The sequence below is a fragment of the Isoptericola sp. F-RaC21 genome (genome assembly GCF_038593535.1).
Lineage (GTDB): Bacteria > Actinomycetota > Actinomycetes > Actinomycetales > Cellulomonadaceae > Isoptericola.
On record NZ_JBCFYX010000003.1, the window covers coordinates 795,149 to 810,877 of the forward strand.

The window sequence follows — 15,729 nt, forward strand, 5'->3', positions numbered from 1 at the left end:
TTCAGCAGGTGACGGGCCGCTCTCTTCGGTGCGCCTGAAGGGATTCGAACCCCCGACCTTCTGCTCCGGAGGCAGACGCTCTATCCACTGAGCTACAGGCGCGGGCGCCGAACGGAACCGTTCGGCACGGTGCACGAGACTACCAGCACCTGAGCCCCGGGTGGCACACGGCCGGCGACCGCACGACGACGGCGAGCGCCCCGGGGCCCGCCGCCTTTGTAGAATCGCCCGGTGACCCCCGACGAGCTCTCCGGAGCACTCAGCGCTGCCCTCGCCTCGGCCGTGGCCGACGGCACCCTCGCCCTGCCCGCCGACGCCGTCCCGGCGTCGGTGCACGTGGAGCGACCGCGGCAGCGCGAGCACGGGGACTGGGCCACGAACGTGGCGCTGCAGCTCGCCAAGAAGGCCGGGACGACGCCGCGGGCGCTCGCGGAGGACCTGGCGGCCCGCCTCGCGGCGACGCCGGGGATCAAGGCGGCCGACGTCGCCGGGCCGGGCTTCCTCAACATCACGCTGGAGGCGGGCGCCGCCGGCGAGCTGGCCCGCACGATCGTCACGGCCGGCGACGCGTACGGCCGCACCGACGCGCTCGCGGGCCAGGTGCACAACCTCGAGTTCATCTCGGCCAACCCGACGGGCCCGCTGCACATCGGTCACACCCGCTGGGCCGCCCTCGGCGACGCCCTGGTGCGGATCATGCGCGCGGCGGGCGCCGACGTGACGGCCGAGTACTACATCAACGACGCCGGCGCGCAGATGGACAAGTTCGCCGCGTCGATCCTGGCCCGCGCCAAGGGCGAGGAGGTGCCCGAGGGCGGCTACCCCGGCGAGTACGTCGCCGAGCGCGCCGCCGAGGTGCTCGAGCAGCAGCCCGACCTGCTGTCGCTCCCGGCGGACGAGGCCCTCACGACCGCGCGCGAGCTCGGCTACCAGGCCCAGCTCGAGGCGATCCGCCGCACCCTCGACGCGTTCGGCGTGCACTTCGACGTCTGGTTCTCCGAGCGCACGCTGCACGACTCGGGTGCCGTGGACCAGGCGGTCGCCCGCCTGCGCGAGCAGGGCCACGTGTTCGACGTCGACGGCGCCGTGTGGCTGCGCACCACGGACTTCGCCGACGACAAGGACCGCGTGATGATCCGCGCGAACGGCGAGCCCACGTACTTCGCCGCCGACGCCGCGTACTACCTGTCCAAGAAGGACCGCGGGTTCCCGGGCAAGATCTACCTGCTGGGCGCCGACCACCACGGGTACATCAACCGCCTCAAGGCGATCGCCGCGTGCGCGGGCGACGACCCGGAGACGAACATCGAGGTGCTCATCGGCCAGCTCGTCAACATCGGCGGCGAGCGGATGGGCAAGCGCCGCGGCAACGCGCTGTACATGGACGACCTCATCGAGTGGCTGGGCTCCGACCCGCTGCGCTACTCGCTCGCGCGCTACCCGGCGGACTCCCCGCTGTCGCTGTCGGGCGAGGAGATGCTCAAGCAGAGCAACGACAACCCCGTCTACTACGTGCAGTACGCGCACTCGCGCACGTGCGCCGTCGACCGGAACGCGGCCGACCGCGACGTCGCGCGCACCGCCGCCGACGGCTCCGACGCCTTCGACCCCGCGCTGCTCACCCACGAGACCGAGGCCGCGCTCGTCGGCGCCCTCACCGAGTTCCCGCGGATCGTCACCCAGGCGGCGGAGCTGCGCGAGCCGCACCGCGTCGCCCGCTACCTCGAGTCCCTCGCCGCGGACTACCACAAGTGGTACCAGGAGTGCCGCGTGACGCCGTACCCGGACGAGGAGGTCACGGACACGCACCGCACGCGCCTGTGGCTGAACGACGCGGTCCGCCAGGTGCTGGCCAACGGCCTGGACCTGCTGGGCGTCTCCGCGCCGGAGCGGATGTGACCGCGCCCGGCACCGGTGCGGCCGGCAGCGTCACGGGCGTGCTCGGCGTGCCCTGGTCGTCGGGCGTGCGCCGGCGCGAGGACGGCGTCGTCGAGGTGGCCGGGGTCGGCGTGGACGCGTTCGCCGCCGAGCACGGCACCCCGGCGTACGTGCTCGACGAGGCCGACTTCCGCGCCCGCGCCCGGGGCTACCGGACGGCGTTCGCGACGGCGTTCGCCGAGGTCGGCACCGGCGTCGACGTGTACTACGCGGGCAAGGCGCTGCTCACCGTCGCCGTGGCGCGCTGGGCGCGCGAGGAGGGGCTGCGCGTCGACACGGCGTCGGGCGGCGAGCTCGCCGTCGCGCTGCGCGCGGGCGTCCCCGGCGCGGAGATCGGCCTGCACGGCAACAACAAGTCGGACGCCGAGGTCCTGGCCGCCCTCGACGCGGGCGTCGGCCGCATCATCGTCGACTCGCTCGTCGAGATCGACCGGGTCGCCGACCTCGCCGCGTCGCGCGGCGTCGTCGCGCCGGTCATGGTGCGCGTCACGACCGGCGTGCACGCCGGCGGCCACGAGTACATCTCCACCGCGCACGAGGACCAGAAGTTCGGCCTCTCGGTGAACCCGGGTCGCGACGGCGGCGACCCGCCCGCCATGCGGGCGCTGCTCGCCGCGGTCGCGCGCCCGGAGCTGCGCCTGCTGGGCATCCACTCGCACATCGGTTCGCAGATCCTGGACCCGGCGGGCTTCGAGGCGGCGGCGCGCGTCGTGCTGCGGCTGCGCGCGGAGCTGGCCGAGCGCACGGGCGTGCTGGTCGACGAGGTGGACCTCGGCGGCGGGTACGGCATCGCGTACCTGCCGGGGGAGGTGCCGCTGGACCCGGACCGGATCGCGAAGGACGTCGCGAGCGCCGTGGCCGCGGTCTGCGCCGAGCTGGGGACGCCGCTGCCGCGCATCTCCATCGAGCCGGGCCGCGCGATCGTCGGCCCCGCGGGCCTGACGCTCTACACGGTCGGCACGGTCAAGCCCGTCGCGCTCGACGACGGCCGGGTGCGTACCTACGTCTCGGTCGACGGCGGCATGAGCGACAACATCCGCCCCGCGCTGTACGAGGCGCAGTACCACGCGGAGCTCGTCGGCCGGACGTCGGCGGCCCAGCCGGTGCTCGCGCGGGTCGTGGGCAAGCACTGCGAGAGCGGCGACATCGTCGTGCACGAGACGTGGCTGCCCGGCGACGTGCGCGCCGGGGACCTGCTCGCCGTCGCGGCGACCGGCGCCTACGGGCGCTCGATGGCGTCGAACTACAACCTCCTGACCCGCCCGCCCGTGGTGGCCGTCGCCGACGGCGCGTCGCGCGTCCTGGTGCGCCGCGAGACGGTCGACGACCTGCTCGCGCTCGACCAGGGCTGACGCCACTCGCCGCGCCGCCGTCCCCGTCGGCCGCATGGTCGTCCGGCCCGCCGTCGCAGCCCGTGGACGGCGGACCGGCCGGTCTCGCCCCGCGGCTATCCTGACCCCGTCCCGGCATCCCGTCAGAAGGTTCTCCCGTGCCTGCAGCCCCTCCGCCCGGGCCCCCGTCCGGGGCCGTCGCCGACCCGACCCGTGCCACCGAGCCGACGGCCACGCTGCGCGTCGCGCTGCTCGGCTGCGGCGTCGTCGGCTCCCAGGTCGCGCGGACGCTGATCGAGCACGCGGACGACCTCGCCGCCCGCGCGGGCACGCGCCTGGAGCTGGTGGGCATCGCGGTGCGCGACGCGAGCCGCCCGCGCGACGGCGTCGGGACGGTCGTGCCCGCCGACCTGCTCACCGAGGACGCCGGGTCGCTCGTCGACGGCGCCGACCTGGTCATCGAGCTCATGGGCGGCATCGAGCCGGCCCGCGGGCTGATCCACCGCGCGATCGCGGGCGGCGCGAGCGTCGTCACCGCGAACAAGGCGCTGCTCGCCGCGCACGGCCCGGAGCTGTTCGAGGCCGCGGACGCCGCGGGCGTCGACCTGTCCTTCGAGGCCGCCGTCGCGGGCGCGATCCCGATCGTCCGGCCGGTGCGCGAGTCGCTCGCGGGCGACCAGGTGCGCCGCGTGCTCGGCATCGTCAACGGCACCACGAACTACGTGCTCGACCAGATGGCGACGCACGGGCTGGACCTCGAGGAGGCGCTCAAGGAGGCCCAGACGCTCGGGTACGCGGAGGCCGACCCCACCGCCGACGTCGAGGGCCACGACGCCGCGGCGAAGGCCGCGATCCTCGCGTCGCTCGCGTTCCACACCCGGGTCTCGCTGGCGCAGGTGGCGTGCGAGGGCATCACCCGCGTCACCGCGGCCGACGTCGCCGCCGCGCAGCAGACCGGGCACGTCGTGAAGCTGCTGGCGATCGCCGAGCAGACCGCCGAGGGCGTGTCCGTGCGCGTGCACCCCGCGCTCGTGCCGGCGGCGCACCCGCTCGCGGCCGTCCGCGGCGCGTTCAACGCCGTCTTCGTCGAGGCGGACGACGCCGGCCCGCTGATGTTCTACGGCCAGGGCGCGGGCGGGCGGCCCACGTCGTCGGCGGTGCTCGGTGACGTGGTCTCGGCCGCCCGTGACCGGATGGTGGGGGGTCGCGGCCCGCGCGAGTCCGCCTACGCGTCGCTGCCGGTGCTGCCGCACGACGCCGCCGTGACCCGGTACCAGGTCCGCCTCGTCGTGGCGGACCGCCCGGGCGTGCTCGCCCAGGTGGCGCAGGTGCTCGCCGACCACGGCGTCTCCATCGACACCGTCCGCCAGGCGCCCGACGAGCCGTACGCCGTCGACGTCGCCGAGGGCACCGCCGCGCTGCTGCTCACCACGCACTCCGCGCGCGAGGCGTCGCTCGCGGCGACGGTCGCGGCCGTGCGCGGCCTCGAGCCGGTGCACGAGATCACGTCCGTCCTGCGAGTCGAGGGAGCCTGACCCATGCCGATCGACCAGCGTGCCCACCAGTGGCGCGGTGTCATCACCGAGTACGCCGACCGGCTGCCCGCCCACGTGGCGGAGCGGATCGTGACGCTGGGCGAGGGCGGCACCCCGCTCGTGGCCGCCCCCGCGCTGTCGGACCGTACCGGCGCCGACGTCTACGTCAAGGTCGAGGGCATGAACCCGACCGGGTCGTTCAAGGACCGGGGCATGACGACGGCCATCTCCGCTGCCGCGGGCCGCGGGGCGAAGGCCGTCGTGTGCGCGTCGACCGGCAACACGTCCGCCTCGGCGGCGGCGTACGCGACCCGCGCGGGCATGACCTGCGCCGTGCTCGTGCCGGACGGCAAGATCGCGATGGGCAAGCTCAGCCAGGCGATCGCGCACGGCGCCCGCCTGCTCCAGGTGGACGGCAACTTCGACGACTGCCTGATCGCGGCGCGCAAGCTCGCCGAGGTGCACCCGGTCGAGCTGGTCAACTCCGTCAACCCGGACCGCATCCAGGGCCAGAAGACGGCGGCGTTCGAGGTCGTCGACGCCCTGGGCGACGCCCCCGACATCCACTGCCTCCCGGTGGGCAACGCGGGCAACATCACCGCGTACTGGAAGGGCTACCGCGAGTACGCGGGCCTCGACGACGGTGCCGCCCACGGCGCGGTCGCGACGCGCACGCCGCAGATGTGGGGCTTCCAGGCGGCCGGCGCCGCGCCGATCGTCCTCGGGCACCCCGTCGACGAGCCCGAGACGATCGCCACCGCGATCCGCATCGGCAACCCGGCGTCGTGGGAGCAGGCCGAGGCCGCGCGCGACACGTCGGGCGGCGTCATCGAGTCGGTCACCGACGAGCAGATCCTCGCCGCGCACCGCGTCCTGTCCGCCGAGGTCGGGGTGTTCGTCGAGCCCGCGTCCGCGTCCGGCGTCGCCGGGCTGCTGGCGCGCGCCGAGCGCGGCCTGGTCCCCGCCGGCGCCTGCGTCGTCGTCACCGTCACCGGCCACGGGCTCAAGGACCCGCAGTGGGCGCTCCGCACGCCCGACGGCGGCGAGGTGGCCCCGACCCGCGTGAGCGCCGACGTCGTGTCCATCGCGGACGCGCTCGGCCTCGACTGAGCCCGCACCCCACGAGACCGTTCCGACCGAGCCCCGAGAGGGAGTAGCGCATGCAGCTCGGCGCCGACCACGTGCTGGTCCGAGTTCCCGCGACCAGCGCCAACCTGGGCCCGGGGTTCGACGCGATGGGCCTGGCCCTCGCCCTGTACGACGACCTGGAGGTCGAGCTCCTCGCGAGCGACGACGTCGTGGTCGAGGTGGAGGGGCAGGGCGCGGGGGAGGTGCCGCTCGGCGAGGAGCACCTCGTGGTGCGCGCCCTGCGGCACACGCTCGACCTGGCCGGCGCCCCGCGGACCGGGCTGCGGCTGCGCTGCCTCAACCGCATCCCGCACGGCCGGGGCCTCGGGTCGTCGGCGGCGGCCGTGGTCGCGGGGGTCGTCGCGGCGCGCGCGCTGCTCGCGGACCCGCACGTGCTCGACGCGACCGCGGTGCTGCGGATCGCGACCCAGTTCGAGGGGCACCCCGACAACGCGGCCCCCGCGATCCGGGGCGGTGCGACGCTCGCCTGGCACTCCGCGGACGGGGCGCGCGCGGTGGACCTCGACGTCGACGAGCGCATCGAGGCCACCGTGCTGGTGCCCGACGTGCGCCTGGCCACGAGTCGCGCGCGCGGCGTGCTGCCGGCGGAGGTGCCGCACGGCGACGCCGCGTTCACGGCCGGTCGCGCCGGGCTGCTGGTCGAGGCGCTCGCGCGGCGTCCGGAGCTGCTGCTCGACGCGACCGAGGACCGCCTGCACCAGGACTACCGGGCCGGGGTGATGGCGGGCTCGGCCGAGCTCCTGCGCGCGCTGCGCGCCGAGGGGCTCGCCGCCACGATCTCGGGCGCCGGGCCCACGGTCCTCGTGCTCACCGCGGGCGACGGCACGGCCCGGCTCGACGGCGTGCTCGCGGACCTCGTCGACGACGTGGCGGGCTGGCGCGCGCTGCGGCCGGGGGTGGACCACGACGGCGCGGTGGCGCGCCGCGTGGCAGGCGGCACGGCGCCCGGCGCGTCGGCCTGGGACGGTGTGTGAGGTGATATGATGCGGTGAGCCTTCGGGATCGACCGCGAGGGCACACTCCCTCTCCACCGCACGGCCCCTCTTGACCGCGCCGCGCGTCCGCGTGCCGGGTCAGAGCCAGGTGCGTGGTGGTCGTGATGCGGTGCAGGATCCGCCGCGACAGTCCCGCGAGAGGGTGAAACACCAACCCCGCCAGCCGACGTCGTCGTACCACTGATGCGAGGTTCCACGCGTCACGGCGCTCCCCGCGCCGGACGGCAACCACCCCGGCCCCGAGATCTGCGGGCCGCATACGAGGGGGAAGGGTCCTTCGTGACGAACACCACCGACAGCCGGAACGGCACCGCCGCATCCGGGAACCTGAGCTCGATGCGTCTGGCCGAGCTCCAGGCGCTGGCCTCCGGCATGGGCGTCAAGGGCACGTCCCGGATGCGCAAGAGCGACCTGCAGGACGCGATCCGGGCCGCCCGCGGCCAGGGCGCGCGCACCGCCGGTGCCCCGGTCGCCGCGGCGACCGCCGTGGCGCCCACGGTCCGCAGCGACGCCCCGGCCCAGGCGCCGGCCGAGCAGAGCTCCGGGCAGAGCGCGCCCGCCGCGCGTGCCGAGGGGGCCGACGCCCCGCGCCGCTCGCGCCGCGCCACGCGCTCCGCCGGCTCGGCCGAGGGCGACGCCGCGCCGCAGCAGCGCGCGAGCGAGGCACCCGCCGAGCAGCAGCCCGCCCGGGGTGGCGAGCAGCGCGGCGGCCAGCAGAACGACCCCGACCGTGAGGCGCGGCTCGCCCAGCTCGCGGAGGCCGTCGCGGCGCCGCGCGAGCGCGGCGGCCGTCGCTCCGGCAACGGACAGAACGGCAACCAGGGCGACGGCGACGGCCAGCGCTCCGGCCAGGCCCGCGCGAACGACGGCTCCGGCCAGCAGCGCTCCGGCGCGCAGGGTGGCCAGGGGCAGGGCGGTCAGGGACAGGGCGGGCAGCGCGAGGAGCGCCAGCGCCGTGACGACGACGACGAGCGCGGCGGTTCGCGCCGTCGCCGGGGCCGCGACCGCGGCCGGGACCGCAAGCGCAACCGCGGCGGCCGGTCGGGCGCCCCGGACGTCGCCGGTCTGGACGACGTCGAGGTGCGCGAGGACGACGTCCTGCTGCCCGTCGCCGGCGTGCTGGACATCCTCGACAACTACGCGTTCGTGCGCACGAGCGGCTACCTGCCGGGCCCGGGCGACGTCTACGTGTCGCTGAACCAGGTGAAGAAGTCCGGCCTGCGCCGTGGCGACGCCATCGTCGGCGCGATCCGCCAGCCCCGCGAGGGCGAGGAGCCGCCGTCGGGCAAGAACGTGCGCAGCAAGTTCAACGCCCTGGTGCGCCTGGACTCCGTCAACGGCATGACGCCGGAGGAGGCGCGGCAGCGCGCCGAGTTCACCAAGCTGACGCCGCTGTACCCGCAGGAGCGGCTGCGCCTGGAGAACCCGGAGGCCACCCGCCTCACGCCGCGCGTGATCGACATCGTCGCCCCCATCGGCAAGGGCCAGCGCGGCCTCATCGTCGCGCCCCCGAAGGCCGGCAAGACGATCATCATGCAGCAGATCGCCAACGCGATCACCGCGAACAACCCCGAGGTCCACCTCATGGTGGTGCTCGTGGACGAGCGGCCCGAAGAGGTCACCGACATGGAGCGGACGGTCAAGGGCGAGGTCATCGCCTCGACGTTCGACCGCCCCGCGTCGGACCACACGATCGTCGCCGAGCTCGCGATCGAGCGCGCCAAGCGCCTGGTCGAGCTGGGTCAGGACGTCGTCGTGCTGCTCGACTCGCTCACCCGCCTCTCGCGCGCCTACAACCTCGCGGCGCCCGCGTCGGGCCGCATCCTCTCCGGTGGTGTGGACGCCGCGGCGCTCTACCCGCCGAAGAAGTTCTTCGGCGCGGCGCGCAACATCGAGAACGGCGGCTCGCTGACCATCCTCGCCTCGGCGCTCGTGGAGACGGGCTCGAAGATGGACGAGGTGATCTTCGAGGAGTTCAAGGGCACCGGCAACATGGAGCTGCGCCTGTCCCGCAACCTCGCGGACAAGCGGATCTTCCCGGCCGTGGACGTCAACGCGTCCGGCACGCGCCGCGAGGAGATCCTCATGGCGAAGGACGAGCTCGGCATCGTCTACAAGCTGCGCCGCGTCATGGGTGCGCTCGACCAGCAGCAGGCGATCGAGCTGCTGCTCGGCCAGCTCAAGAAGACCAAGACCAACGTCGAGTTCCTGCTGCACGTGCAGAAGACGACGCCGGCCGGGCTGTCCGACGACAACCCGGGCGAGACGGTCTGATCCTCGGCCACCGAGGAATTTCCGGGGCGCGTCCGCGTTCTGGCACAATGGTTCGTCGGCCTTCCGGTTCACGGCCCGCTGTCCTGCGGGGCGACCCGGCGGCATCACACCAAGGAGCATCATGAAGTCCGGTATCCACCCCGAGTACGTCACCACCGAGGTGTCCTGCACCTGCGGTAACACGTTCACGACCCGCAGCACCGCGACCTCCGGCAAGATCAACGTCGAGGTCTGCAGCGCGTGCCACCCGTTCTACACGGGCAAGCAGAAGATCCTCGACACCGGCGGCCGCGTCGCCCGCTTCGAGGCTCGCTACGGCAAGAAGAAGTAGCTGCCTGCAAGCGCCGGTGGTCCGCCCGACAACCTCTCCAGGGGCAGTCGGACGACGGACCACCGGCGCTTCTGCTGTGCCCAGGGAGCTCGCGTCCCGCCGAGGTCGTCGATCCTCGGCGCGGTAGTTCGCACCCGGCAGCCCTGAACTACCTCGCGGTGTCCTGAACTACCTCGCGGGGCCCTGAACTACCTCGCGCTCGACTGGGAGACGCCATGACCGACTCGTTCGCCGCCGCGCGGCCGCTGCTCGCCGAGCACGCCGAGATCGAGCGTGCTCTGGCCGACCCGGCCGTGCACGCCGACGCCGGCCGGGCACGGTCGCTCGGGCGCCGGTACGCGGAGCTGAACCAGGTCGCCGCCGCCTTCCGCGCCTGGGAGCAGGCGCAGGACGACGCGGAGGCGGCGGCCGAGCTCGCCGCCGAGGACGAGTCCTTCGCGGCCGAGCTCCCGGCCCTGCGCACCGCGGCCGACGCCGCGGCAGAGCGGCTGCGGCGCGTGCTGGTGCCGCGCGACCCCGACGACGCGCGCGACGTCATCCTCGAGATCAAGGCGGGGGAGGGCGGCGACGAGTCGGCGCTCTTCGCCGGCGACCTGCTGCGCATGTACCTGCGGTACGCCGAGCGGCGCGGCTGGGCCACCCAGGTGCTCGACGCGACGGAGACCGAGCTCGGCGGCTACAAGGACGTGCAGGTCGCGATCAAGGCGCGCGGCGTCTCCGACCCCGCCGAGGGCGTGTGGGCGAGCCTCAAGTACGAGGGGGGTGTGCACCGGGTGCAGCGCGTGCCGGTCACGGAGTCCCAGGGGCGCATCCACACGTCGGCCGCCGGGGTGCTGGTGCTGCCCGAGGTGGACGACCCCGGCGAGGTGGAGATCGACCCGAACGACCTGCGCATCGACGTGTACCGCTCGTCCGGCCCGGGCGGCCAGTCGGTGAACACGACGGACTCCGCGGTGCGCATCACGCACGTGCCCACCGGGATCGTCGTGTCCATGCAGAACGAGAAGTCGCAGCTGCAGAACAAGGAGCAGGCGGTGCGCGTGCTGCGCGCGCGGCTGCTGGCCGCGCAGCAGGAGGCCGCCGCCGCCGCGGCCGCCGACGTGCGGCGGTCCCAGGTGCGCACGGTGGACCGCAGCGAGCGGATCCGCACCTACAACTTCCCCGAGAACCGCATCGCCGACCACCGCACCGGGTACAAGGCGTACAACCTCGACCACGTGCTCGCGGGCGACCTCGACCCGGTGGTGCGCTCGGCCGTCGACGCCGACGAGGCGGCACGGCTGGCGGCGGCGGGCGGCCCCGGTGCCTGACGTGGAGCTCGCGCTCACCACGACCGGGGTGGCCGCGCGGTGGGCGACGGCGCGGCTCGCCGAGGCGGGCGTGCCCAGCCCTCGCGTGGACGCCGAGCTGCTGCTCGCGCACGTGCTCGGAGTCGAGCGCGGCGAGGTGCGCCGGCTCGCGGTGCTCGACGCGCCGCTGCGCACGGACGACGGGGGCGACGGCGCGGCCGCCGCCCGGCTGGTCGCGCTGGTGGAGCGCCGCGCCGCGCGCGAGCCGCTGCAGCACCTGCTCGGCGTGGCCCCGTTCCGGCACCTGGAGCTCGCCGTCGGGCCGGGCGTCTTCGTGCCGCGGCCGGAGACGGAGCAGGTGGCGCAGGTCGCGATCGACGAGGCGGCCCGGGTGGTGGCCCGCGCCGGCGCGGCGGTGGTGGTCGACCTGTGCACCGGCTCGGGTGCCATCGCGCTCGCCGTCGCGACCGAGGTGCCGGGCGCGACGGTGCACGCGGTGGAGCTCGACGCCGCGGCCCACGGCTGGGCCGGGCGCAACGTCGCGGCGGTCGCCGCCGCGACGCCGGCGGCGGTCGTCCACCTGGTCCGCGGCGACGCGCGCACGGCGCTGCGCGAGCTGGGCGGCAGGGTCGACGTCGTGGTGTCGAACCCGCCGTACGTGCCGCCGGGCGCCGTGCCGCGCGACCCGGAGGTGGCCGAGCACGACCCGGCCGTCGCGCTCTACGGGCTGGGCGACGACGGGCTCGAGGTGCCGCGCGGCGTCACCGCGGCCGCGGCGCGGCTGCTCCGCCCGGGCGGGCTGTACGTCATGGAGCACGCCGAGGTCCAGGACGCCGCGGCACGCGCGATGGTGGCGGACGCCGGCGGGTTCGACGCGGCGAGCACCGCGGAGGACCTCGCCGGTCGGCCGCGGATGGTGGTGGCGCGGCGCTCCGGCGGCGCGGGATCCGGCCCGGACGCCCGGCCGGCGGCCGGTCGAACCGTGACAGACTGAGCCCGTGAGCAGCGTGCACGACGTCACCGACCCGAACACCTGGGGCCCTGCGATCGACGAGGCGGTGAACACGGTCTCCCGCGGCGGCCTGCTGGTGCTGCCGACCGACACCGTCTACGGCATCGGCGCCGACGCCTTCGACGCGGAGGCCGTCGCGGCCCTGCTCGCGGCCAAGGGCCGCGGGCGCCAGATGCCCCCGCCCGTCCTGATCCCGGACGTGCGCACGCTCGACGGGCTGGCCACCCAGGTCCCCGACGACGCGCGCAAGCTCGCCGAGGCGTTCTGGCCGGGCGGGCTCACGATCATCCTGCAGGCCCAGCCGTCGCTGCAGTGGGACCTGGGGGAGACGCACGGCACGGTCGCGCTGCGCATGCCCGACCACCCGGCCGCGCTGGCGCTGCTGCGCCGCACCGGCCCGCTCGCGGTGTCGAGCGCCAACGCCACCGGCAACCCGGCGGCCCTCGAGGTCGCCGACGCGCAGGAGCAGCTCGGCGACGCGGTGACCGTCTACCTCGACGGCGGGGACGCGCCCGGCGGGGTCGCCTCGACCATCGTGGACGCCACCGGGGCGCAGCTCCGGGTCGTCCGCCAGGGGGCGATCACGCTCGAGGCGCTCAACGACGTCGCGCCCGTCCGCGGCGTCGACGAGCCCGCGGAGGAGACCGCGGGCGAGCCCGGGGACCAGACCACGGACGCGCCGGACGAGCCGGCCGGCGCGCCCTCGGACGCGCCGAACGAGGAGCAGAGCTCCGCCCCCGGCCAGGAGTCCGCCGGGTGAGGGCCTATCTGCTCCTGATGCTCGTCGCGGCGGCGGTCACGTACCTCGCCACGCCGGGCGCGCGCTGGGTCGCGCGGCGCACGAACGCGATCACCGCGGTGCGGGCGCGCGACGTGCACGTGCAGCCGACGCCGCGGCTCGGCGGCCTGGCCATGCTGCTCGGCATCGTCGTCGCGGTGGTGCTCTCCTCGCAGATGCCGTTCCTCACGGGCGTCTTCGAGAGCGGGCCGCAGGCGTGGGGCATCATCGGGGGCGCCGCGATCGTCTGCCTGCTGGGCTGGGCGGACGACGTGTGGGACCTGGACTGGATGACCAAGCTGGCCGGGCAGGTGCTCGCGGCGGGGTTCATGGCGCTGCAGCAGGTGCAGCTGACGTCGCTGCCCACGCCGGACTGGCTGTTCATCACCTCGTCGCGGATCTCGCTGTTCCTGACGATCCTGGTGGTCGTCGTGGCGATGAACGCGGTGAACTTCGTCGACGGCCTGGACGGGCTGGCCGCGGGCCTCATCGCGATCGGCGGCTCCGCGTTCCTGCTCTACACCTACGGGCTCACCCAGCAGGCCACGCCCGAGAACTACGCGAACCTCGCGACCCTCATGATGGCCGTGCTGGTCGGGGCGTGCCTGGGCTTCCTCCCGCACAACTTCTTCCCGTCGCACATCTTCATGGGCGACTCTGGCTCGATGGTGCTCGGGCTGGTCTTCGCCGGCTCGGCCATCACCATCACGGGGAACGTCGACCCGGTCTCGATGGGCGCCACGCTCTCCGGGGCGCAGCGCGTGCCCCTGTTCATCCCGCTGCTGCTGCCGGTCGCCGTGGTGCTGCTGCCGCTGCTCGACATGGCGATGGCCGTGGTGCGCCGCCTCGCGGCCGGCAAGTCGCCGTTCCACCCCGATCGCATGCACCTGCACCACCGGATGCTGGCCCTCGGCCACTCCCATCGGCGCGCCGTGCTCATCCTCTACGTGTGGGCCGCCGTCTTCTCCTACGGCGTGGCGGCGCTCGTGCTGTGGGACTGGAAGGCCGTGCTCGCGGGGCTGGCCGTCGCCGTCGTGGTGGCGCTGCTGCTCACCCTCGGCCCGCTGCGCACCCGCGGCCGCTTCCTGGACGACGACGTCGCCACGGGGAGCCACCCCACCGTCGCGCCGGCGCACCCCGCGCCCGCGACGTCCCGCACCGCCCCGCCGTCGGCCGCCCCGGCCGCTCCCACCCTGACCACGCACGAAGGACGCCAGCGATGACGACGCCCGACACCCCCGGCCCGACGCCCGACCGCGCCCCGGGGCCCGTGCCCGACGGGGCCGCCGACGCCGCGGCGGAGCACGCGACCGCCGCCGAGCGTCGCGTGCTGCGCACGGCGCTGCGGGACACGCTGCTCCTCGTCGGGGCGCTGGTGGTGCTGGGCGGCGGGATCGGACTCCTGGTCGCCGGCCTGCCCGGGCTGTGGGGCGCGCTCGTAGGCGCCGCGATCGCGGCCTTCTTCTGCGCGACGACGATCTGGTCGATGATGCGCACGGTCGGCTCGAGCCCGGCGCGCATGGCGGCGTTCGTCATGGGCGCCTGGGTGGCCAAGATCGTCGTCCTCATCGTCGTGCTGGCCCTGCTCCAGGGCAGGACGTTCTACGACCCCTGGGTGCTGCTCGCGGTGCTCGCGGTCGGCGCGATCGGGTCGGCGCTCCTCGACTACCGCGCGGTCAACCGCGGCCGCGTCCCGTACGTGCAGCCGTGACCGGGTGGTCGGGCCGAGCCGCCTGACCAGGGTGCTTGCGCCGGGCGACGATCCGTCGCCGGGGGCAACATCGTGCCCTTCTTCACAAGCCGCGGGATCTGGCCGGAAATTCTGCTCCGGGATGACGGAGCACCTGTGAACATCCGGTAGGCTGTCCGCGAATCCATGACGGCCAGGTCCGATGGCGTGCCCCCAGCGGTGGAGCGCGCCCGGCCCGTACGACCTCCGGGAGAACCCCCTGTCTACGCCAGCGATCCCCCTGCTGCTCGCCGCCGAAGGTGGCAGCGAGTTCCATGCGCCCACGATCGCGGACTTCTTCCCGCCGGCCATCTTCTTCGAGGGCACGCCCTTCGAGTTCAACCGGATCATCCTGGTCCGCGTCATCATGGCGGCCGTCCTGCTGCTGGTCTTCTGCCTCGCCGCGCGACGTGCGCGCCTGGTGCCGGGCCGGTTCCAGAACGGGGTCGAGATGGTCCTCGACTTCGTGCGCAACTCGATCGCGATCGAGGTGCTCGGCCAGGAGAACGGCCGCAAGTACTTCAAGCTGCTCGCGACGATCTTCTGCACGGTCCTGGTGATGAACATCGCCGCCGTGATCCCGTTCCTCAACATCGCGGGCACCTCCGTGATCGGCCTGCCGATCGTGCTCGCGGCCTGGACGTACGTGATGTACCTGGGAGCGGGCGTCAAGGCGCACGGCCTGGGCGGCTACCTCAAGAACTCGCTGTTCCCCCCGGGCGTGCCGAAGCCGCTCTACGTGCTGCTCGTGCCGATCGAGGCGCTCCAGGTCTTCATCCTCCGGCCCGCGACGCTCGTCATCCGACTCCTGGCCAACATGGTCGCGGGTCACCTGATGCTCGCGATCTGCTTCGCGGCCACGTCGTACTTCCTGTTCGACGCCGCCGGCGCGATGAAGCTGTTCAGCGCGGGCACGTTCGTGGCGGGCGCGGCGTTCTTCTTCTTCGAGATCTTCGTCGCGGCGCTCCAGGCGTACGTCTTCGCGATCCTCACCGCCGTCTACCTCAACATGTCCGTCGAGGCGGAGCACTGACCGTCTCGCGGTACCCGGCCTGAGGCCGGACCAGCTCCAGAACTGCACCCCACGAAAGCGACGCCGGGCCACCGAGGCCCGGCGCCAACCGGAAGGAAACCCAGTGGACGTCACCACCCTCGCCGAGGTCAGCGGGAACATCGGCACCATCGGTTACGGCCTCGCGGCGGTCGGCCCGGGCATCGGCCTCGGCATCCTCATCGGCAAGACGATCGAGGGCATGGCCCGCCAGCCCGAGGTCTCCGGCCAGCTCCGTACCACGATGTTCATCGGTATCGCCTTCGTCGAGGTGCTCGCGCTCCTCGGCCTGGTGGCCGGCTTCATCGTCCCGTGAT

14 protein-coding genes and 1 tRNA gene are annotated in these 15,729 nt (G+C 74.4%); 14 read left to right on the forward strand and 1 reads right to left on the reverse strand.

Going from position 1 to position 15,729, the window contains the following annotated elements; translation table 11 throughout:
* Positions 1-29: 29 nt before the first annotated feature.
* A tRNA-Arg gene (locus AAG589_RS14090) sits at positions 30-102 on the reverse strand.
* A gap of 129 nt (positions 103-231) precedes the next feature.
* On the opposite strand from AAG589_RS14090, the gene argS reads away from it, so the two are divergent.
* The 14 genes from argS (at position 232) to AAG589_RS14160 (ending at position 15,728) form a co-directional block, all read left to right on the forward strand.
* Entirely contained in the window at positions 232-1,899 is a 1,668-nt protein-coding gene (gene argS / locus AAG589_RS14095; protein WP_430567867.1) for an arginine--tRNA ligase, read from the forward strand.
* A complete protein-coding gene (lysA, locus tag AAG589_RS14100; protein ID WP_430567868.1) occupies positions 1,896-3,290 on the forward strand; it encodes a diaminopimelate decarboxylase in 1,395 nt (464 codons plus the stop codon). Before argS ends, lysA begins: the two co-directional genes overlap by 4 nt.
* A gap of 215 nt (positions 3,291-3,505) precedes the next feature.
* Entirely contained in the window at positions 3,506-4,804 is a 1,299-nt protein-coding gene (locus tag AAG589_RS14105; protein WP_430568038.1) for a homoserine dehydrogenase, read from the forward strand.
* 3 nt (positions 4,805-4,807) lie between these two features.
* Entirely contained in the window at positions 4,808-5,914 is a 1,107-nt protein-coding gene (thrC, locus tag AAG589_RS14110; protein ID WP_430567869.1) for a threonine synthase, read from the forward strand.
* 50 nt (positions 5,915-5,964) lie between these two features.
* Positions 5,965-6,927: a homoserine kinase gene (gene thrB / locus AAG589_RS14115; RefSeq protein WP_430567870.1), complete on the forward strand. Its 963-nt coding sequence runs from the start codon at positions 5,965-5,967 to the stop codon at positions 6,925-6,927.
* Positions 6,928-7,227: 300 nt separating this feature from the next.
* Positions 7,228-9,222 carry a transcription termination factor Rho gene (gene rho, locus AAG589_RS14120; RefSeq protein ID WP_430567871.1) on the forward strand — a complete coding sequence of 665 codons (1,995 nt, stop codon included), beginning with the start codon at positions 7,228-7,230 and terminating at the stop codon, positions 9,220-9,222.
* Positions 9,223-9,343: 121 nt separating this feature from the next.
* On the forward strand, positions 9,344-9,553 hold the full coding sequence (rpmE, locus tag AAG589_RS14125) for a 50S ribosomal protein L31 (protein ID WP_430567872.1): 210 nt from the start codon (positions 9,344-9,346) through the stop codon (positions 9,551-9,553).
* A 215-nt stretch (positions 9,554-9,768) separates the two neighbouring features.
* Positions 9,769-10,863 carry a peptide chain release factor 1 gene (gene prfA / locus AAG589_RS14130; protein ID WP_430567873.1) on the forward strand — a complete coding sequence of 365 codons (1,095 nt, stop codon included), beginning with the start codon at positions 9,769-9,771 and terminating at the stop codon, positions 10,861-10,863.
* A gap of 1 nt (position 10,864) precedes the next feature.
* The gene (gene prmC / locus AAG589_RS14135) at positions 10,865-11,836 is read left to right on the forward strand and encodes a peptide chain release factor N(5)-glutamine methyltransferase (protein ID WP_430568039.1); all 972 of its coding nucleotides are present in this window, start codon (positions 10,865-10,867) and stop codon (positions 11,834-11,836) included.
* Between the two features lie 4 nt (positions 11,837-11,840).
* Positions 11,841-12,614, forward strand: coding sequence for an L-threonylcarbamoyladenylate synthase (locus AAG589_RS14140; protein WP_446719742.1), 774 nt, complete (start codon positions 11,841-11,843; stop codon positions 12,612-12,614).
* Positions 12,611-13,855: a glycosyltransferase family 4 protein gene (locus AAG589_RS14145; protein ID WP_430567874.1), complete on the forward strand. Its 1,245-nt coding sequence runs from the start codon at positions 12,611-12,613 to the stop codon at positions 13,853-13,855. Before AAG589_RS14140 ends, AAG589_RS14145 begins: the two co-directional genes overlap by 4 nt.
* Complete coding sequence (locus AAG589_RS14150; RefSeq protein WP_430567875.1) at positions 13,852-14,343, forward strand: hypothetical protein; 492 nt, start codon at positions 13,852-13,854, stop codon at positions 14,341-14,343. The genes AAG589_RS14145 and AAG589_RS14150 overlap by 4 nt, the downstream gene beginning before the upstream one ends.
* Positions 14,344-14,524: 181 nt before the next feature.
* Positions 14,525-15,394, forward strand: a complete 870-nt coding sequence (gene atpB, locus AAG589_RS14155; RefSeq protein ID WP_430567876.1) for a F0F1 ATP synthase subunit A — start codon at positions 14,525-14,527, stop codon at positions 15,392-15,394.
* A 103-nt stretch (positions 15,395-15,497) separates the two neighbouring features.
* Complete coding sequence (locus AAG589_RS14160) at positions 15,498-15,728, forward strand: ATP synthase F0 subunit C (protein ID WP_430567877.1); 231 nt, start codon at positions 15,498-15,500, stop codon at positions 15,726-15,728.
* Position 15,729 lies beyond the last annotated feature (1 nt).

Coding starts and splice junctions, on each gene's coding strand:
- thrC (WP_430567869.1), top strand. CDS start 4,808: ATGCCGATCGACCAGCGTGCCCACCAGTGGCGCGGTGTCATCACCGAG.
- thrB (WP_430567870.1), top strand. CDS start 5,965: ATGCAGCTCGGCGCCGACCACGTGCTGGTCCGAGTTCCCGCGACCAGC.
- rpmE (WP_430567872.1), top strand. CDS start 9,344: ATGAAGTCCGGTATCCACCCCGAGTACGTCACCACCGAGGTGTCCTGC.
- prfA (WP_430567873.1), top strand. CDS start 9,769: ATGACCGACTCGTTCGCCGCCGCGCGGCCGCTGCTCGCCGAGCACGCC.
- AAG589_RS14150 (WP_430567875.1), top strand. CDS start 13,852: ATGACGACGCCCGACACCCCCGGCCCGACGCCCGACCGCGCCCCGGGG.
- atpB (WP_430567876.1), top strand. CDS start 14,525: ATGGCGTGCCCCCAGCGGTGGAGCGCGCCCGGCCCGTACGACCTCCGG.